Source organism: Neisseria sp. P0019.S002 (assembly GCF_051957155.1).
Taxonomy (GTDB): domain Bacteria; phylum Pseudomonadota; class Gammaproteobacteria; order Burkholderiales; family Neisseriaceae; genus Neisseria; species Neisseria perflava.
Genome location: NZ_JBQCWS010000002.1, coordinates 285636 through 300175, shown reverse-complemented (window position 1 = coordinate 300175; position 14540 = coordinate 285636). Strand labels below are relative to the sequence as shown.

At 50.6% G+C, this 14540-nt stretch carries 16 protein-coding genes; 8 read left to right on the top strand and 8 right to left on the bottom strand.

The annotated features are described in order from the left end of the window. Positions 1-246 precede the first annotated feature (246 nt). Positions 247-1566: an MFS transporter gene (locus tag ACTHTY_RS04805; protein ID WP_308111997.1), complete on the bottom strand. Its 1320-nt coding sequence runs from the start codon at positions 1564-1566 to the stop codon at positions 247-249. Between the two features lie 349 nt (positions 1567-1915). Here ACTHTY_RS04805 and ACTHTY_RS04800 point away from each other — a divergent pair, with 349 nt between their 5' ends. Together ACTHTY_RS04800 and ACTHTY_RS04795 are read left to right on the top strand one after the other, a co-directional pair. Next, positions 1916-3289: a Na+/H+ antiporter family protein gene (locus ACTHTY_RS04800; protein WP_440366618.1), complete on the top strand. Its 1374-nt coding sequence runs from the start codon at positions 1916-1918 to the stop codon at positions 3287-3289. 1 nt (position 3290) lies between these two features. Further along, positions 3291-3518 carry a SlyX family protein gene (locus ACTHTY_RS04795; protein ID WP_049348560.1) on the top strand — a complete coding sequence of 76 codons (228 nt, stop codon included), beginning with the start codon at positions 3291-3293 and terminating at the stop codon, positions 3516-3518. A gap of 102 nt (positions 3519-3620) precedes the next feature. On the opposite strand, the gene lysA is transcribed toward ACTHTY_RS04795, so the two are convergent. Beyond that, on the bottom strand, positions 3621-4841 hold the full coding sequence (gene lysA, locus ACTHTY_RS04790; protein WP_440366617.1) for a diaminopimelate decarboxylase: 1221 nt from the start codon (positions 4839-4841) through the stop codon (positions 3621-3623). Positions 4842-4857: 16 nt separating this feature from the next. After that, on the bottom strand, positions 4858-5049 hold the full coding sequence (gene lptM, locus ACTHTY_RS04785) for an LPS translocon maturation chaperone LptM (RefSeq protein WP_003684659.1): 192 nt from the start codon (positions 5047-5049) through the stop codon (positions 4858-4860). A gap of 50 nt (positions 5050-5099) precedes the next feature. Here lptM and cyaY point away from each other — a divergent pair, with 50 nt between their 5' ends. The 3 genes from cyaY (at position 5100) to ACTHTY_RS04770 (ending at position 7765) form a co-directional block, all read left to right on the top strand. Beyond that, on the top strand, positions 5100-5423 hold the full coding sequence (gene cyaY, locus ACTHTY_RS04780; protein ID WP_070585221.1) for an iron donor protein CyaY: 324 nt from the start codon (positions 5100-5102) through the stop codon (positions 5421-5423). A gap of 54 nt (positions 5424-5477) precedes the next feature. Continuing rightward, positions 5478-5984, top strand: coding sequence for an S-ribosylhomocysteine lyase (gene luxS, locus ACTHTY_RS04775; RefSeq protein WP_004518928.1), 507 nt, complete (start codon positions 5478-5480; stop codon positions 5982-5984). 185 nt (positions 5985-6169) lie between these two features. After that, positions 6170-7765: a hypothetical protein gene (locus ACTHTY_RS04770; RefSeq protein WP_440366616.1), complete on the top strand. Its 1596-nt coding sequence runs from the start codon at positions 6170-6172 to the stop codon at positions 7763-7765. Positions 7766-7875: 110 nt separating this feature from the next. Here the strand turns inward: ACTHTY_RS04770 and ACTHTY_RS04765 are convergent, their stop codons facing one another. The 4 genes from ACTHTY_RS04765 to ACTHTY_RS04750 form a co-directional block, all read right to left on the bottom strand. Beyond that, positions 7876-8565, bottom strand: a complete 690-nt coding sequence (locus tag ACTHTY_RS04765) for a hypothetical protein (RefSeq protein ID WP_440366615.1) — start codon at positions 8563-8565, stop codon at positions 7876-7878. Further along, complete coding sequence (locus ACTHTY_RS04760) at positions 8547-9602, bottom strand: beta-ketoacyl synthase N-terminal-like domain-containing protein (protein ID WP_440366614.1); 1056 nt, start codon at positions 9600-9602, stop codon at positions 8547-8549. Before ACTHTY_RS04760 ends, ACTHTY_RS04765 begins: the two co-directional genes overlap by 19 nt. After that, positions 9599-9889, bottom strand: coding sequence for an acyl carrier protein (locus tag ACTHTY_RS04755; RefSeq protein WP_003748215.1), 291 nt, complete (start codon positions 9887-9889; stop codon positions 9599-9601). Before ACTHTY_RS04755 ends, ACTHTY_RS04760 begins: the two co-directional genes overlap by 4 nt. Before the next feature lie 83 nt (positions 9890-9972). Beyond that, positions 9973-10698: a 16S rRNA (uracil(1498)-N(3))-methyltransferase gene (locus ACTHTY_RS04750; RefSeq protein WP_440366613.1), complete on the bottom strand. Its 726-nt coding sequence runs from the start codon at positions 10696-10698 to the stop codon at positions 9973-9975. Between the two features lie 163 nt (positions 10699-10861). Between ACTHTY_RS04750 and ACTHTY_RS04745 the strand changes: the two genes are divergently transcribed. Next, complete coding sequence (locus tag ACTHTY_RS04745) at positions 10862-11650, top strand: inositol monophosphatase family protein (protein ID WP_003684681.1); 789 nt, start codon at positions 10862-10864, stop codon at positions 11648-11650. 264 nt (positions 11651-11914) lie between these two features. Here the strand turns inward: ACTHTY_RS04745 and ACTHTY_RS04740 are convergent, their stop codons facing one another. Beyond that, the gene (locus tag ACTHTY_RS04740; RefSeq protein ID WP_440366612.1) at positions 11915-12382 is read right to left on the bottom strand and encodes a YchJ family protein; all 468 of its coding nucleotides are present in this window, start codon (positions 12380-12382) and stop codon (positions 11915-11917) included. 186 nt (positions 12383-12568) lie between these two features. On the opposite strand from ACTHTY_RS04740, the gene ACTHTY_RS04735 reads away from it, so the two are divergent. Together ACTHTY_RS04735 and ACTHTY_RS04730 are read left to right on the top strand one after the other, a co-directional pair. Next, complete coding sequence (locus ACTHTY_RS04735; protein WP_440366686.1) at positions 12569-13417, top strand: RnfABCDGE type electron transport complex subunit B; 849 nt, start codon at positions 12569-12571, stop codon at positions 13415-13417. Positions 13418-13488: 71 nt separating this feature from the next. Next, positions 13489-14487, top strand: a complete 999-nt coding sequence (locus ACTHTY_RS04730; protein ID WP_371460354.1) for a BtrH N-terminal domain-containing protein — start codon at positions 13489-13491, stop codon at positions 14485-14487. Positions 14488-14540: the final 53 nt, after the last annotated feature.

Genomic DNA, 14540 nt, shown 5'->3' with positions numbered 1-14540 from the left:
CATTTTGCTTTGACCTACATCACAAACCATGATTGAACTTTTCAGACGGCCTCTCTACCACTTATTCATTTTAATTTATTGAAGTATAATGATTTTATCCTTATGTAGCCAAAGATGGTCTTTTTTGGTCGCTTTCCTCAATAATTAAGATAAAAACAGAAAAAAGATGTATTAAAATTACAAGCTCAAATAAACAAAGGCCGTCTGAAAATATTTTTTCAGACGGCCTTTGTTTATATATGCCTTTTATTGGCTGATGTCTTCCAGCGTACGGCCTTTGGTTTCTTCACCCAATACCAAGATTACTGCCACAATCAGCAGCATAACCAGCGCAAACATCATAAAGATATTGCCGAAACCGCCGCTATTGCCCACCATCGCCGCCACCACCATGGGGGCGAGTATGCCGCCTACGCGGCCGATGGCGCCTGCCCAGCCAGATGCGAAAGCACGGAAGCGCAAGGGGTAGAGTTCGGGGGTGTAGGTGTACAAAACGCCCCATGCGCCTAAGTTGAAGAAGGACATCAGGCTGCCCCAAACCATGACTTCGGCGGCAGTTGTGCTTTGCCCGAAAAACCATGCGCACACAGCGCAAGCGGCCAGAAAGCCTGCCAGCGTTGCTTTGCGGCCGATTCTTTCCACCAAAGCCGCGGCGGCTATATAGCCGGGCAGTTGCGCAACAATCATCACCAGCACATATTCAAAGGTTTTAACCACGGTATTGCCCTGCTCGACCAGCAGTTTGGGCAACCAAGTAAAAATGCCGTAATACGAAAACACAATGCCGAACCAAACCAGCCACAGCATCAGCGTGCGCCGTGCAAACGGATGTTGCCAAAGTTGGACGAAGCGGATGCGTTCGCGCGGGGCGGCCGGGGCGGCAACGGCTTCTGTCGGCGGCGTGATGCCCGATTGTATTTCCAGCGCGGATACCAAACGGTGCGCTTCGTTGGTTTTGCCGCGGGAAAGCAGGTAAGGCACGGATTCGGGAACGAATTTCAACACCAACGGCACATAAAACAGGGGCAAGGCGCCGAATAAAAACGCGCTGTGCCAGCCGGTTTGCGGAATAAAGAAATAAGACACCAGCGCGGCCGAGAGCCAGCCCAAGCCCCAAAAGCTTTCCAGCAACACAATAAAACGGCCGCGTACTTTCGGAGGCGCATATTCGCTGACCAGCGACACGGCAACGGGCAGTTGGCCGCCCAAGCCGACGCCGACAAAAAAGCGACACACCAGCAAAACCGCCAAATCAGGCGCAAGCGCGCACAAACCTGTGGCAATGCTGTACACCACCATCGTACCGGCAAAAACGGTTTTCCGTCCGAACCTATCCGCCAGCCAGCCGCTGAATACCGCGCCCAAAGCCATGCCGACAAAGGCAATGCTGACAATCCAACCCAACTGCGCCGGAGCCAGCGCCCAATCTTTTCCCAAAGCCGGCAATACAAACGACACCAAACCTGTATCCATAGCATCAAACAGCCAGCCTATGCCGACCAACACTAAAAGTTTGTAATGGAAGCGGGAGGGCGGCAGATTGTGCAGCCGTGTCAGAATATCCATAACTTCTTTCCTTTGTTTGTGTATGATTGAATTGGGTTTTAGCAATAAATGCTTTAATTTCAGTGACAAACCTGAAACCGAGACATTGTGTCGATTTTAACATTGGTACCATATGCAAAGAATAGGAAGCGCGTGTTTTTTAGATATTTTTATCGCTAGAACCGCACGCCCTATTAAAACTCTGAATAAGGGTTCACGGCAGGCCGTCTGAAACCGATGGTCTGTTTTTCAGACGGCCTGCCGTTTTTTGCAAAGGCTTCATGCTTGGGTTATGATGTTTATTTGTAATATGTAAACAGATGATTGCCTGTTTTTACATAACAGGCCGTCTGAAACAACGGAGAACGATATGAATGCGGTTGTAATTGCGGTCATCATCATGCTTGTGCTGTCTTTATCGCGCGTGCATGTGGTGCTCAGCTTGGCTGTCGGCGCGTTTGTCGGCGGCTTGGTGGCCGGTATGCCTTTGGAGAATGTAACCAACGCGGCCGGTGATGTGGTGCAGCAAGGGATTATTCCTGTTTTTAACGAAGGTCTGAAAGGCGGGGCGCAAATCGCGCTGTCTTATGCCATGCTCGGCGCGTTTGCCATGGCCATCACGCATTCCGGCCTGCCGCAACAGCTCGCCGGCATGATTATCCGCAAACTCAACGGCGGTGAAGGCAATGCGAAAGGCGAAGGCGCGGTCAAATGGCTGCTGCTGGCGATTATTTTGTGCATGGGCGTGATGAGCCAAAACGTTGTGCCGATTCATATCGCGTTTATCCCGATGATTATTCCGCCGCTGCTGTTGGTGTTCAACCGTTTGAAACTCGACCGCCGCTTGGTGGCCTGCGTGATTACGTTTGGCTTGGTAACGACTTATATGTTCCTGCCTTACGGTTTCGGCGCCATCTTCTTGAACGACATCATGTTGGGCAATATCCGCTCGGCAGGCATGGACACCAACGGCATCAATGTAATGCACGCAATGGCGATTCCGGCTTTGGGCATGGTGTCCGGCTTGCTGCTGGCCTTTTTGCACTACCGCAAACCACGCATTTATCAAAACAATACCACTGACACGGAAGACAACCGTGCGGCAGTGCAACAACAAGAGCCTTCAACCTATCGCAGCTTGGTAGCGGCCGTGGCAATTGCCGTGTGTTTTGCCATTCAGCTTTTGTATGATGACTCGCTGGTATTGGGCGCTATGTTGGGCTTTGCCGTGTTTATGATGTTGGGCGTGATGAACCGTTCCGCTGCCAGCGATGTCTTCGGCGAAGGCATCAAAATGATGGCGATGGTCGGCTTTATTATGATTGCGGCACAAGGTTTCGCCGCTGTAATGAACGCGACCGGCGACATTCAGCCTTTGGTCGAACGCAGCATGGCTTTGTTCGGCGGCAATAAAGGCATGGCCGCATTGACCATGTTGTTTGTCGGCCTGCTGGTAACCATGGGCATCGGTTCGTCCTTCTCGACTTTGCCGATTATTTCCGCGATTTATGTGCCTTTGTGCATTAGCTTGGGCTTCTCGCCTATGGCGACCGTCGCCATCGTCGGCACCGCCGGTGCACTGGGCGATGCAGGCTCCCCCGCTTCCGACTCAACGCTCGGCCCGACCATGGGTTTGAACGCCGACGGTCAACACGACCACATCCGCGATTCGGTTATCCCAACTTTTATCCACTACAATATCCCGCTGATGGCTGCCGGCTGGATTGCTGCGATGGTGCTGTAATATGAGCGATATTCAGGAATTGGAACACCGCATCACCGAGCTGGAAATTCAGACGGCCTTGCAGGAAGATTTGATCGGCAGCCTGAACGACACCATCGCCAAGATGCAGCAGGCTTTGGATTTGCAGCAAGGCCAGTTGCGGCTTCTGTATCAACGGATGCAGGACAAAGGCGCAAACGGCGAACGCGAACCGTACAGCCTGCGCGATGAAATTCCGCCGCATTATTGATCAACTGAAAAAGGGCGTGTTTGATACATGCCCTTTTCTTTCATAGCAAAGGCCGTCTGAAAGTCAATCAAGCTTTCAGACGGCCTTTTAAACAATCAAACCTTACAAACAAGCCAATTCGTTGGCCATTTGCTGCTCGACGGTTTCACGTTGGCGGATAAGTTTACATTCGCTGCCGTCAACCAATACTTCCGCTGCACGGTTGCGCGTGTTGTAGTTGCTCGCCATGCTTGAGCCATACGCACCGGCGCTGCGGATAAGCAGCAAATCCCCTTCTTCGCAGGCGATGGTGCGGTCTTTGCCGAGGAAGTCGCCGGTTTCGCAAATCGGGCCGACGATATTGGCCGTCAGAGGCTCAATGTCTTTGGTTTCGACCGCTTCGATGTGATGATAGGCATCATAAAGTGCCGGACGCATCAAATCGTTCATCGCCGCATCGACCATCACAAAGTTTTTCTCTTCACCATGTTTGACAAACTCAACGCGCGTCAACAACGCACCTGCATTGCCAACCAAACTGCGGCCTGGCTCGAGAACCAGTTTCAGACGGCGTGTACCGATCAGTTTTTGAACTTCTTTGGCATACGCGCCCAAATCAGGCACATTTTCGTCTTGGTAAACAATACCGACACCGCCGCCCAAGTCCAAGTGTTCCAACACAATGCCTTCGGCTGCCAGTTGGTCGACCAAGGCCAAGATTCGTTCGCAGGCTTCGACCAGCGGGCTGAGGTCGGTCAGTTGCGAGCCGATATGGCAGTCGATACCGACGATTTTCAAATGGCTTTGTCGGGAGGCATGACGATAGGCCTCAATCGCATCAGCATAGGCAATACCGAATTTGTTGGCTTTCAGGCCGGTGGAGATATAAGGGTGGGTTTTGGCATCGACATCAGGATTGACGCGCAGGGAAACCGGAGCGACTTTACCCAAACGCGCGGCAACCTTTTGAATACGGTCGATTTCGGGAATGCTTTCCATATTGAAGCATTTCACGCCTGCATTCAGCGCAAATTCAATTTCTGCCTCACTCTTGCCCACACCGGAAAAAATCGTTTTCGCCGCATCGCCGCCGGCCGCCAAAACACGCGCCAACTCGCCGCCGGACACAATGTCAAAACCGCTCCCCAAAGAAGCAAAGTGTTTGATGATGCTCAGGTTACCATTCGCTTTAACCGCATAGCAGACAAGCGGATTTAAAGCAACAAACGCGGTTTGGTAGTTTTCAAATGCCTCGGTCAGCGCAGATTTGCTGTACACATAAAGCGGCGTGCCGAATTCCTCGGCAAGGTGTGTATAAGGGAGTTGTTCGCAGGATAAGGTCATGTTTGTGAAATCTTTTTTAATCGTTGGTTTGAGTGGTTGGTTCTTTGGCCGTATCGAATTTCAAGCCGGTCTGAATCACGCCGAAGCGCGCCTTGTCGCCTTCTTTGGGCAGGTAGAGGTCGCCTTTGTAGCCGCAGGCAGAGAGCAGCAGAGCCGTTGCCGCTGCAAAAAATACGCCGTATTTCATCAGTAAAACTTTCTTCATCATTACGAATGTGGCAAGATTCGGTATCTTAAACAAAAACCACACAAAAAGCCATGATGACCGAAAGCGAATTCATCCGCATGAGCGAAGAATTGTTTGAACACATTGAAGACCAAATCGACGAAAACGGCTGGGATTTCGACTGCCAGTTTGCCGGAAACGTGCTAACCATCGAAGCCGAAGACGGCACGCAAATCATCGTCAACCGCCACACGCCCAACCAAGAATTGTGGATTGCCGCAAAAAGCGGCGGCTACCATTTCGCCGAGCAAAACGGCAAATGGCTAGCAACACGCGACAGCCGTGATTTCTACGATGTTTTAAACGAAGCACTGAGCGCGGCTTCGGGCGAAGCAGTTGAGATTGCAGAATTGTGATTCAGTCTTCAAATATCCCTAGCTAAAAATCTATTTACCTCAAAGGACACCCAAATGCCCCTACTAGACAGTTTCAAAGTCGACCACACCCGTATGCACGCCCCTGCCGTACGCGTGGCAAAAACCATGACCACGCCCAAAGGCGACACCATTACCGTGTTTGACCTGCGTTTCTGCATTCCCAACAAAGAAATCCTGCCTGAAAAAGGCATTCACACGCTGGAACACCTGTTCGCAGGCTTTATGCGCGACCACTTAAACGGCAACGGCGTTGAAATCATCGACATTTCCCCGATGGGCTGCCGTACCGGTTTCTACATGAGCCTCATCGGTACGCCCGACGAGCAAAAAGTGGCCGACGCATGGCTCGCTTCAATGCAGGATGTTTTGACCGTTCAAGACCAAAGCAAAATCCCCGAGCTGAATGAATACCAATGCGGTACTTACCTGATGCACTCACTTGCCGAAGCACACGAAATCGCCCAAAACGTTTTGGCACGCAAAGTAGCCGTCAATAAAAACGAAGAACTGACATTGGACGAAAGCCTGTTAAACGCTTAATCCGCTATGACAACAAAGGCCGTCTGAAACTTTAGTATGACAAGTTTCAGACGGCCTAAGACCTTTTATTCCAATTTTCAACCTTTCAGCCACAGTTTTACACCGCCTAAAAATAAGTTGGCGGATGCTGACAGTGTACATAGTATAATTACACTTTGAACAAACAACCTGATTCTATTGCCTTTATGAAACCGTTTTTCTGCAAAACCGCCATTGCCCTCAGCCTGACCCTCCCCGCCGCCGCCAACGCTGCCGAGTATGTCTGCAATGTTGAAGGCATCACTGTTTATGCTTCATACCAGATCAATGACGCCTGTCGCATAGTTGAAACAAACAATGTAACAGAAACCAGCGTCGTTGCGATTCCGGGCGACACTCCGGTTTTAAAAACGGTACAAACAACAGAATTTAAAGCATCTGCCGCTGACTACGTTCATGCTTCTCAAGCAACGCCCGCGGTACAAACCCCAGTCGTTGTTGCTCGAAATGAATACGGTATTCCGGCACCTATTTCCATTCCGATGGCACAAACTCGACAAGCTGTGCCAGCAAATAAAACCATTGCAAACAGCGTAATCGTTCCCAACAATACGCCTGTTTTGGAAACACCAGCCGTTGCAAAACCTGAAAACTATGTTGTCGATACTGCTGCCCACAACACAACTCCTGTCGTACAAACGCAGACGACTGCCGTTCAAGAGGACAACACTATTGTTCCTCCAATGCTCGCCGAGCAAACCCAACCTACCGTTGCGGACGACAAAGCCATTGCAGACAGCGTAATCGTTCCCAACAATACGCCTACTTTTGAAGCGCCACCCACAATAAAAGCTGAAGACTATGTTGCCGACACTACTGTCCGCAATACAACTCCTGTCGTACAAACTCAGTCTAGTGCAACACAAAAAGAAAACAGTGTTGTTCCTGTAATGCTTGCCGCACAAGCCCAACCTACTGCTTCTACCGAGAAAACAGTTTCAGACGGCATTGCTATTATTAATGAAACACCAGCTGTTCAAGCTGTTGTACCTGCAATCCAAATTCCACAAGAGATTATTCAGAATTCGACTGCTCAGCCGCAAACTTCAACTACCCAAAATAACCAAGCAGTAACAGCTCAGGATGAAGTGCTCGATAAAACACCTGCCAAAGTTGAGACTAAGCGCAAAGGCAAAACTTATGCCAAAACCTCCTCTCGACGCAAAGCCAAGGTCAGCCGTACCAAAACAGCCGTTGTCCGCGCATCCGAAGAACAAGCAGCCAAACCTATTGCCAGCGCTTCAGCCGAACCAAGCACGCCGGCAACTGCCACTCCGGTAGAACATGACAAAACCACTCTCCCAACACCTTTCCCTCAAGCATACAAACCGGCAGCCGACATTTTGTTGGATAAAGGAAATAGCGACAGCGATATCAAAATCCTGCCAAATGTACCGATTACAAGCGTAACCAACACAGCCGAAGCTGCCAATCCGCGCATCAATATTACCCTGCGCAACCGGCAGAACAAATCACGCAGTTCTTCATACAGCAAATACAAAGCCCCTGTGATCCGCACTGCCCCTGTGGTTACGCCAGCACCTAAGCCAAGTCCTAAGGAAACCCGCAAACAAATATTACAGACCGAAGTACGCAACGAACAGGCCGCTATTACCCGCCTTCAAACCCAGCTGAATGCGGCCAAACAAAAAGGCGATCAAATTAAAATCCAACAACTGACCCGTACCATCAACGCCCGTAAAGCAAATATCCGCGCTATTCAAGGCGAGATGTCTCGTTGATTGGTTTTTGATACAAAAAGGCCGTCTGAAAATATTTTCAGACGGCCTTTTTAATGGTGCAAGCCTTATTTATTCAAAAGACAAATACTTTCTCTAAAATCATTTGTCGATCACACCAAAGTATATTTTTTCACATCCCTCCCCTCGTGCGCCATTACTGCTTCTATCCAATCTGCGATATTTTGCCAATAATATTGCGGCTTTTCAGACGACCTATCAGCCTGCATCCCTTCATTATTCAACATAACAGGAACGCCCTGTTCTGTACCGGCCTCAAGCAAAATCCAAATACTGCCTTCATGAGTATCGGCATGAGCTGCTTGATGTTCATATGCCCAGCCAACCGCAGCCTGTCCGCCATTTTGCAAAGATTGCATCGCCAGTAACAATGGATGAAAGCAGGTATCTACATTGTTGTCAGCAGCCATGACCAAAGTTGCACCATGCGTGCCTAACGCTTGCGCGGCATGAAAAACTGGGGAGTTGTGCAGGTTGGCAATAAAGTCAAACGGCATCGCGGCGTGATGGTTCAGCACATTGTCTGCCATTTTTTCAAATACGGATGGCGAAGAAAACGGCGTACCGAGAAAAACAGCGCAATCAGAGCAGATTTCGCTTTGTTCCTTCAGTTGCCCTGCACCAAGCGCGGCAATCAAACTCAAACGGCTGAGGCGGCGGGTATCTATACCGCTTTGCTGCTTTAAGGTTTGTTTGAGGATTTTACCGCCGGTGCCGGCGTCAGTATCAAAACGCACGGCGGCGGTAATACGGATATTAGGATTTACGGTTGCCATTGCCATACCAAAGATGTGTTGCTGCCGCCAAAACCAAACTGATTGGCCAAACAGAAAAAGCCGCCTTTTTGTGAAGCCGCGCACTCGGAAAAACGAATTTTCCACCCCTGATAATCGTTGCTTCCGCCTTGTTTTAGAGCGGATAAAAGCAAGGCTGTTTCAAGGGCTGCCGTTGCGCCAAGCGTGTGTCCGATTTGCGGTTTGAACGCCATCAAGGGCGGCAGTGTACCGAATATATTTTCCAGTGCGGCCAATTCGGCGGCATCGCTGTCAGCCGTGCCAATGCCGTGTGTTTTAACGGCCGCAATGCTTTCAGGAACGATGCCTGCAATATCTAACGCACGTCGCATCACTTGCTCTTGCGCTTGGCCATCGCTTTGAATCAGGTCATTGCCTGTATTGGCAGCGTGTCCTATAAGTTTCAGACGGCCTGAAGATTCAGGAGCAGCGGAAGATAAGGCAAGCGCGGCAACACCTTCGCCTAAAATCAAACCGTTTCCGCCAAAAGGCTGATACTGTTCAGTCAGCAAACCCAAGCTGTGAAAATGCAGCAAAGTCAGCCGGTTGAGGTTTTCAATACCAAGTACAAAGGCGCGCTCTATCCCACCGCGCAAACAATTATCCGCCTGAATCAGCGCATGGGCAGATGAAGTGCAGGCAGTAGCGAAACTGAAAATTTGTCGATTGCCGCTGCGCCGGCGCAAATCTTCGGCGAGATAAAGCAGATTGTGTTCCTCTGCCGCCCTATTGCCTGCAAAATGGCAGTTTTCATATTCGGAGATGGAATAGGAACTAGACCCGATAAACACCGGCGCATCATGCCAACTTTCAGACGGCCAGCCTGCATTTTCGGCGGCTCGGCACAAATGTTGTTCGGCGATATCCGCAAATTCCTTCCGCCCCAAACTGTCGCTAGCAAATGCACGAAAATAAGCAGCCTGCTGCGGTTGGTTTAAAAATGTATAAGACACCGCATCAGGCCGTCTGAAATCCGTTTGCGGATTCAAGGCAGAAATGGCCGCCGTACCGCAAACCCAACTCACGCGCCATGCTCCGCACGGATAAACGCCGCCAAATCGCGTACACACATCATATGTTTGCGCACCATCCGGTCGCCCTGCAGGCGCACTTGGAAATACTGTTGCAAGGCAACGCTGATCTGCAGCGCATCAAGCGAATCCAAACCAACCGGACTGTCATCGCCAAACAAAAGTGCATCGTCGGTGAAATCATCCATATCCACATCGTCGGCCTTATCGGCCTCTTGCACGATTAACTTTTTCAATTCCGCTTCCAGCTCGTGCTCGGCCAGTGTAAAGGTGTAAGACATTTTTTAACCTCCCATTTTTATATCATGAAGCAACAGCTCGTTTTAGCGAAACTCGCTACGCTTGCTTTCGGACGGCCCGAACTTTATGCAAAATCGCCCCAAAGCGTCTGCATGGCGGCGATGGCCGCAAGTGAGGCGGTTTCGGTACGCAACACCCGTTTGCCGAGCGTAACGGATTGAAAACCGGCATCAAATGCCTGCTGCTCTTCCTTCTCCGTCCAGCCGCCTTCCGGGCCGACCATAAACACGACTTTGCCGGATTGAGGCTGAACATCGCTCAGGTTTTGTGCGCGATTCAAGCTCATTAACAGTTTGGTCGTTTCCTGCGGCAACTGTTGCAGAGCCTGTACATAAGTCGTCAGCGGCAAAACCTTCGGCACAATATTGCGGCCGCTTTGTTCACACGCCGAAACAACAATTTCCTGCCAACGCGCTACCCGCTTTTCAGCACGTTCGCCGCTCAAGCGGACGACACAGCGTTCGCTGATGACCGGGCGAATTTCTGCCACGCCCAATTCCACGCTTTTCTGCAAAGTGAAATCCATGCGCTCGGCGGCGGATACCGCCTGCACCAACGTAATCTTCAGCGGCGATTCGTTGTCCGTTGCCTCTTCCCGCAAAATCCGCACGCTGGCGCGGCGTTTTTCCAAAACTTCGGACAAAGCCGGATATGACTTGCCATTGCCGTTAAACAACACGATTTCTTCCGTGTTTTTCACGCGCAATACATTTAGATGGCGCACCACATTATCGGGCAATTCGACCACGCTGTCGGGGCTTAAGGCAAAATCAACATAAAATCGGGGCATGGTTTCCTGCTTTATTCATGTATATAATTTAAATTTAAAATTTCATGAATGAAGTTGAAACACGGCGACATACTCGCCTGATTTCGATTTCATCCACTATAATTTAAAACTTCCTGAATTTTAATCCACTGTCACGCAAAACTGCAAAAAACAAGGATACGCCGTGCTATACCGTTTACAGAAAGTCGTCCGCCACATCGCCCAAACCGAAGTCATGCCGCGTTTTCTGAACACGCCGTCACGACGCAAGGAAGACGGTTCGGTTTTGAGTGAAGCAGATTTGGCCGCACAAACCGCTTTTGCCGCCGCCCTGCCCTTATTGGAGGATTGTCCGATGTTAGGCGAGGAGATGAGCGTTCAGGAGCAAACCCGTTTGTGGAACGAACATTCAGACGGCCTGTGGATTGTCGACCCTATCGATGGCACAAACAACTTCGTCAACGGTTTGCCGCATTTTGCCGTATCCGTCGCGCTGGTTAAAAACGGCCACGCCGAATTGGGCGTGATTTACAATCCGGTCAGCGGCGAATGTTTCTACGCCGAACGCGGCAAAGGCGCATTTCTCAACGGTACGCCGCTGCCGCTGCGTTCCGAAAACAAAAAACTCAACGAATCCATTGCCGGCGTGGAAATCAAATACCTGCGTTCGGGCAAACTCGCCAGTCGCATGAATACCCTTGCCCCATTCGGCACAATCCGCAGCATGGGCAGCAGCACGCTCGATTGGTGCTACCTTGCCAGCGGCCGCTACGATATTTACATCCACGGCGGACAAAAGCTGTGGGACTACGCTGCCGGCGCATTGATTTTTGAAGAAGCCGGCGGCTGCCTGACCACTTTGGAAGGCGACGATTTTTGGAGCGGCGAACATGTATTCAAGCGTTCCGTCATCGCCGCATTGCAACCCGAGCTGTTTCAACAATGGGTGAAATGGATTCGAGAAAATCAGTAAAAATACCGTTTATCTTCAAAATATCACGATTATCTTGCAACTTATTGAAATTATTTCACTTCTTAACAGCATTTAATACTAAAAACGGTAGAATATTAATCGCTGACACAACACCGCTCTTTCATCCCTTTTGGGCGGTGCAGCAAGTAAGACGTTTTCCCGCAATGTATTGGCCATTCATACTTCTCCCTTAGTATGAATGGTTTTTTTTATCTGCAAAAACAACTCAGGCCGTCTGAACGTTCAGACGGCCTGTTTACATTACTATTTGAAAAACTGTCCGCAACACACCTTAAACTTTTTGCCAGAACCGCACAAACAAGGCTGTTTCATCGTCGGCAAAGCAACGGTCGGATCAATAAAGTACCAACGCCCGTCTATTTTCACAAACGCCGACAATTCATGATGGCACTCAGTTTGCCCGTTCTCTTCAAAATATGCCTCAAACTCGACCAAAGCATGCAGCTTGCCAAACGGCACATGACGGATAACCTTCAATCCCGACCACTGCGTCTGCCTACTCCATGACGCCAAATCCTGTTTATCCAACAAATTCTGCTGCGCAGGGACAGTCGTGTCCACGATATAGTCGATTTCCTGCAAAACATACGCACTGTAACGCGAACGCATCAACTCTTCCGCCGTCGAAGCCGCCGCCTCACGCGCATGAAACGGTGCGCAACATTCCGCATAAACACGCCCCGACTGACAGGGGCAAAGTATAGCCGTCATTTCTAATCATCCGATAAATCCATTTCAAAATTATAACGCAAACCCGACTCAGGCCGTCTGAAAACGAGTGTAGCGGGTTTCGCTAAAACGTGCGTAAAGAGTTTCACTAAAATAAGCAAAGCGGGTTTCGCCAAAATAAACGCAACAATCTGATATAATGCGCCTTTTCGATTTTGACTATCCATGATGACCATTCCCATCCAAAGCATCAGCCGCCTGTTGCCGCAAACCCAATGCCGTGAGTGCGGCTATGAAGGCTGCTTACCCTATGCGCGCGCCCTGTCGGCAGGAGAAGCGCCGGTAAACCTGTGCGCGCCGGGTGGGGAAACCGTCATGAAAGACATTGCCGACCTATTGGGCAAGCCATACCTCGCGCCTGCAAAAACACAAATCAAAGCCGTAGCCCTGATTGACGAAGCCGTCTGCATCGGCTGTACCGCATGCATCCGCGCCTGCCCTGTCGATGCCATTATGGGCGCATCCAAACTGATGCACACCGTCATCAGCGACGAATGCACCGGCTGCGGCTTGTGCGTTACCCCCTGTCCCGTCGACTGCATCGACATGGTTCCCGTATCGCAGCCCTTCCTGCCGTCCGCACGCCGTTTCAGCACCTCTACCGAACCGCGCTTTGCTGCCGCCGAACATGCTCAAAGCCGTTTTGAACGCCATACCGCACGCAAACAGCGCGACGATGCCGAACGCAAAGCCCTGCTGGCGCAACGCGAAGCCGCCGTCAAAGTCAAACAGGCCGCACAGGCACAAACCCAAACAGCCGCGCCAAGCGCCGCATTCAACCCCATGGATTTGATTGCCAAAGCCATGGCCAAAGCGCAATCGCAGCAGGACAAACTCATCTCCTCCGACAACCGAGAAGACTTCAAAGCGCGCCAAATCGAAGAAGCCAAAGAACGCGCTGAACTGCGCCGCGCCCAACGTGATGCCAAATACGGCAACGAGGCTGAAAAAGCCGCCGCCATCGAATTTCTGCGCCGCTACAAAGCCGAGCAGGAAGCGGCCAAAGAAGCCCGCTGATTTCCAAAACAACAAACCCATTCCGACTGCATCAGGCCGTCTGAAAACATTGTACGAAAACCAATAACTTTATGACCACACAAGAATTTCCACACCAGCATACCGCCCATTGCGAAAGCGGTGTGATGTCCACCCTGCTCAAATACCATGGCCACAATTTAGACGAAGCCATGATTTTCGGCATTGCCCACGCGCTGACATTTGTCTGGATGCCGCTGATCAAATTAAACGGCATGCCGCTGGTTTCCTACCGCACCGCGCCGCGCAGCATCATCAAAAACACCTGCAAAGCATTGGGGCTGAAATTATCCGTCCGCAAATTTTCCGACGCACAAAGCGGACAAGCCGCATTGGATGCCGCGCTGTCCTCAGGCAAACTGGCTGGTTTGCAAACCTCCGTCTTTTGGCTGCCCTACTTCCCGCCGCAAATGCGTTTCCATTTCAACGCACACAATCTCTTGGTGTACGGCAAAGACGGCAACGACTACCTGATCAGCGACCCCGTATTTGAAACCGTACAACGCTGCGCCGCCGAAGATTTGCAACGGGCGCGCTTTGCCAAAGGCGTATTGGCGGCAAAAGGCATGATGTACACATTAGAAGACAACAGGCCGTCTGAAAAAATCATGGCAGACTTGCCCGCTATTATCCGCAAAGCCATACGCAAAAACGCCAAACATATGCTCGCGCCGGTCTTTTTCATCGGTGTAAAAGGCATCCGCACGCTGGCCAAAAAAATCGAGTCCCTGCCTGCCAAACAAAACGACAAATACCAAAAACTGTTCCTCGGCCATTTGGTGCGGATGCAGGAAGAAATCGGTACCGGCGGAGCAGGTTTCCGCTATATCTACGCCTACTTCCTCGAACAAGCCGCCCATATCTGCAACGAACCTACATTTCAGACGGCCTCAGAACAAATGACCGCCATCGGCGACCAATGGCGCCAATTCGCAGCAATGTGCGTGAAACAGTGCAAAAAGCCATCTGAAAACGGCTGCCGCAACATTGCCGAATTTCTGCGCAAAATTGCGGATGATGAAGAAGCGTTATGGCGGGGATTATTGAAATAATCAGGATTTATTCGATCCCGATTAATCTACCGTGAATTATTTTGACATTCAGG

What these genes read in the sequence shown, in the direction of transcription:
- ACTHTY_RS04795 (WP_049348560.1), top strand. Translation starts at nt 3,291, where the DNA reads ATGAGCGATATTCAGGAATTGGAACACCGCATCACCGAGCTGGAAATT.
- ACTHTY_RS04730 (WP_371460354.1), top strand. Translation starts at nt 13,489, where the DNA reads ATGACCACACAAGAATTTCCACACCAGCATACCGCCCATTGCGAAAGC.
- lptM (WP_003684659.1), bottom strand. Translation starts at nt 5,049, where the DNA reads ATGATGAAGAAAGTTTTACTGATGAAATACGGCGTATTTTTTGCAGCG.
- ACTHTY_RS04765 (WP_440366615.1), bottom strand. Translation starts at nt 8,565, where the DNA reads ATGGCAATGGCAACCGTAAATCCTAATATCCGTATTACCGCCGCCGTG.
- ACTHTY_RS04750 (WP_440366613.1), bottom strand. Translation starts at nt 10,698, where the DNA reads ATGCCCCGATTTTATGTTGATTTTGCCTTAAGCCCCGACAGCGTGGTC.
- lysA (WP_440366617.1), bottom strand. Translation starts at nt 4,841, where the DNA reads ATGACCTTATCCTGCGAACAACTCCCTTATACACACCTTGCCGAGGAA.
- ACTHTY_RS04805 (WP_308111997.1), bottom strand. Translation starts at nt 1,566, where the DNA reads ATGGATATTCTGACACGGCTGCACAATCTGCCGCCCTCCCGCTTCCAT.
- ACTHTY_RS04740 (WP_440366612.1), bottom strand. Translation starts at nt 12,382, where the DNA reads ATGACGGCTATACTTTGCCCCTGTCAGTCGGGGCGTGTTTATGCGGAA.
- luxS (WP_004518928.1), top strand. Translation starts at nt 5,478, where the DNA reads ATGCCCCTACTAGACAGTTTCAAAGTCGACCACACCCGTATGCACGCC.
- ACTHTY_RS04735 (WP_440366686.1), top strand. Translation starts at nt 12,569, where the DNA reads ATGACCATTCCCATCCAAAGCATCAGCCGCCTGTTGCCGCAAACCCAA.
- ACTHTY_RS04800 (WP_440366618.1), top strand. Translation starts at nt 1,916, where the DNA reads ATGAATGCGGTTGTAATTGCGGTCATCATCATGCTTGTGCTGTCTTTA.
- ACTHTY_RS04770 (WP_440366616.1), top strand. Translation starts at nt 6,170, where the DNA reads ATGAAACCGTTTTTCTGCAAAACCGCCATTGCCCTCAGCCTGACCCTC.
- cyaY (WP_070585221.1), top strand. Translation starts at nt 5,100, where the DNA reads ATGATGACCGAAAGCGAATTCATCCGCATGAGCGAAGAATTGTTTGAA.
- ACTHTY_RS04755 (WP_003748215.1), bottom strand. Translation starts at nt 9,889, where the DNA reads ATGTCTTACACCTTTACACTGGCCGAGCACGAGCTGGAAGCGGAATTG.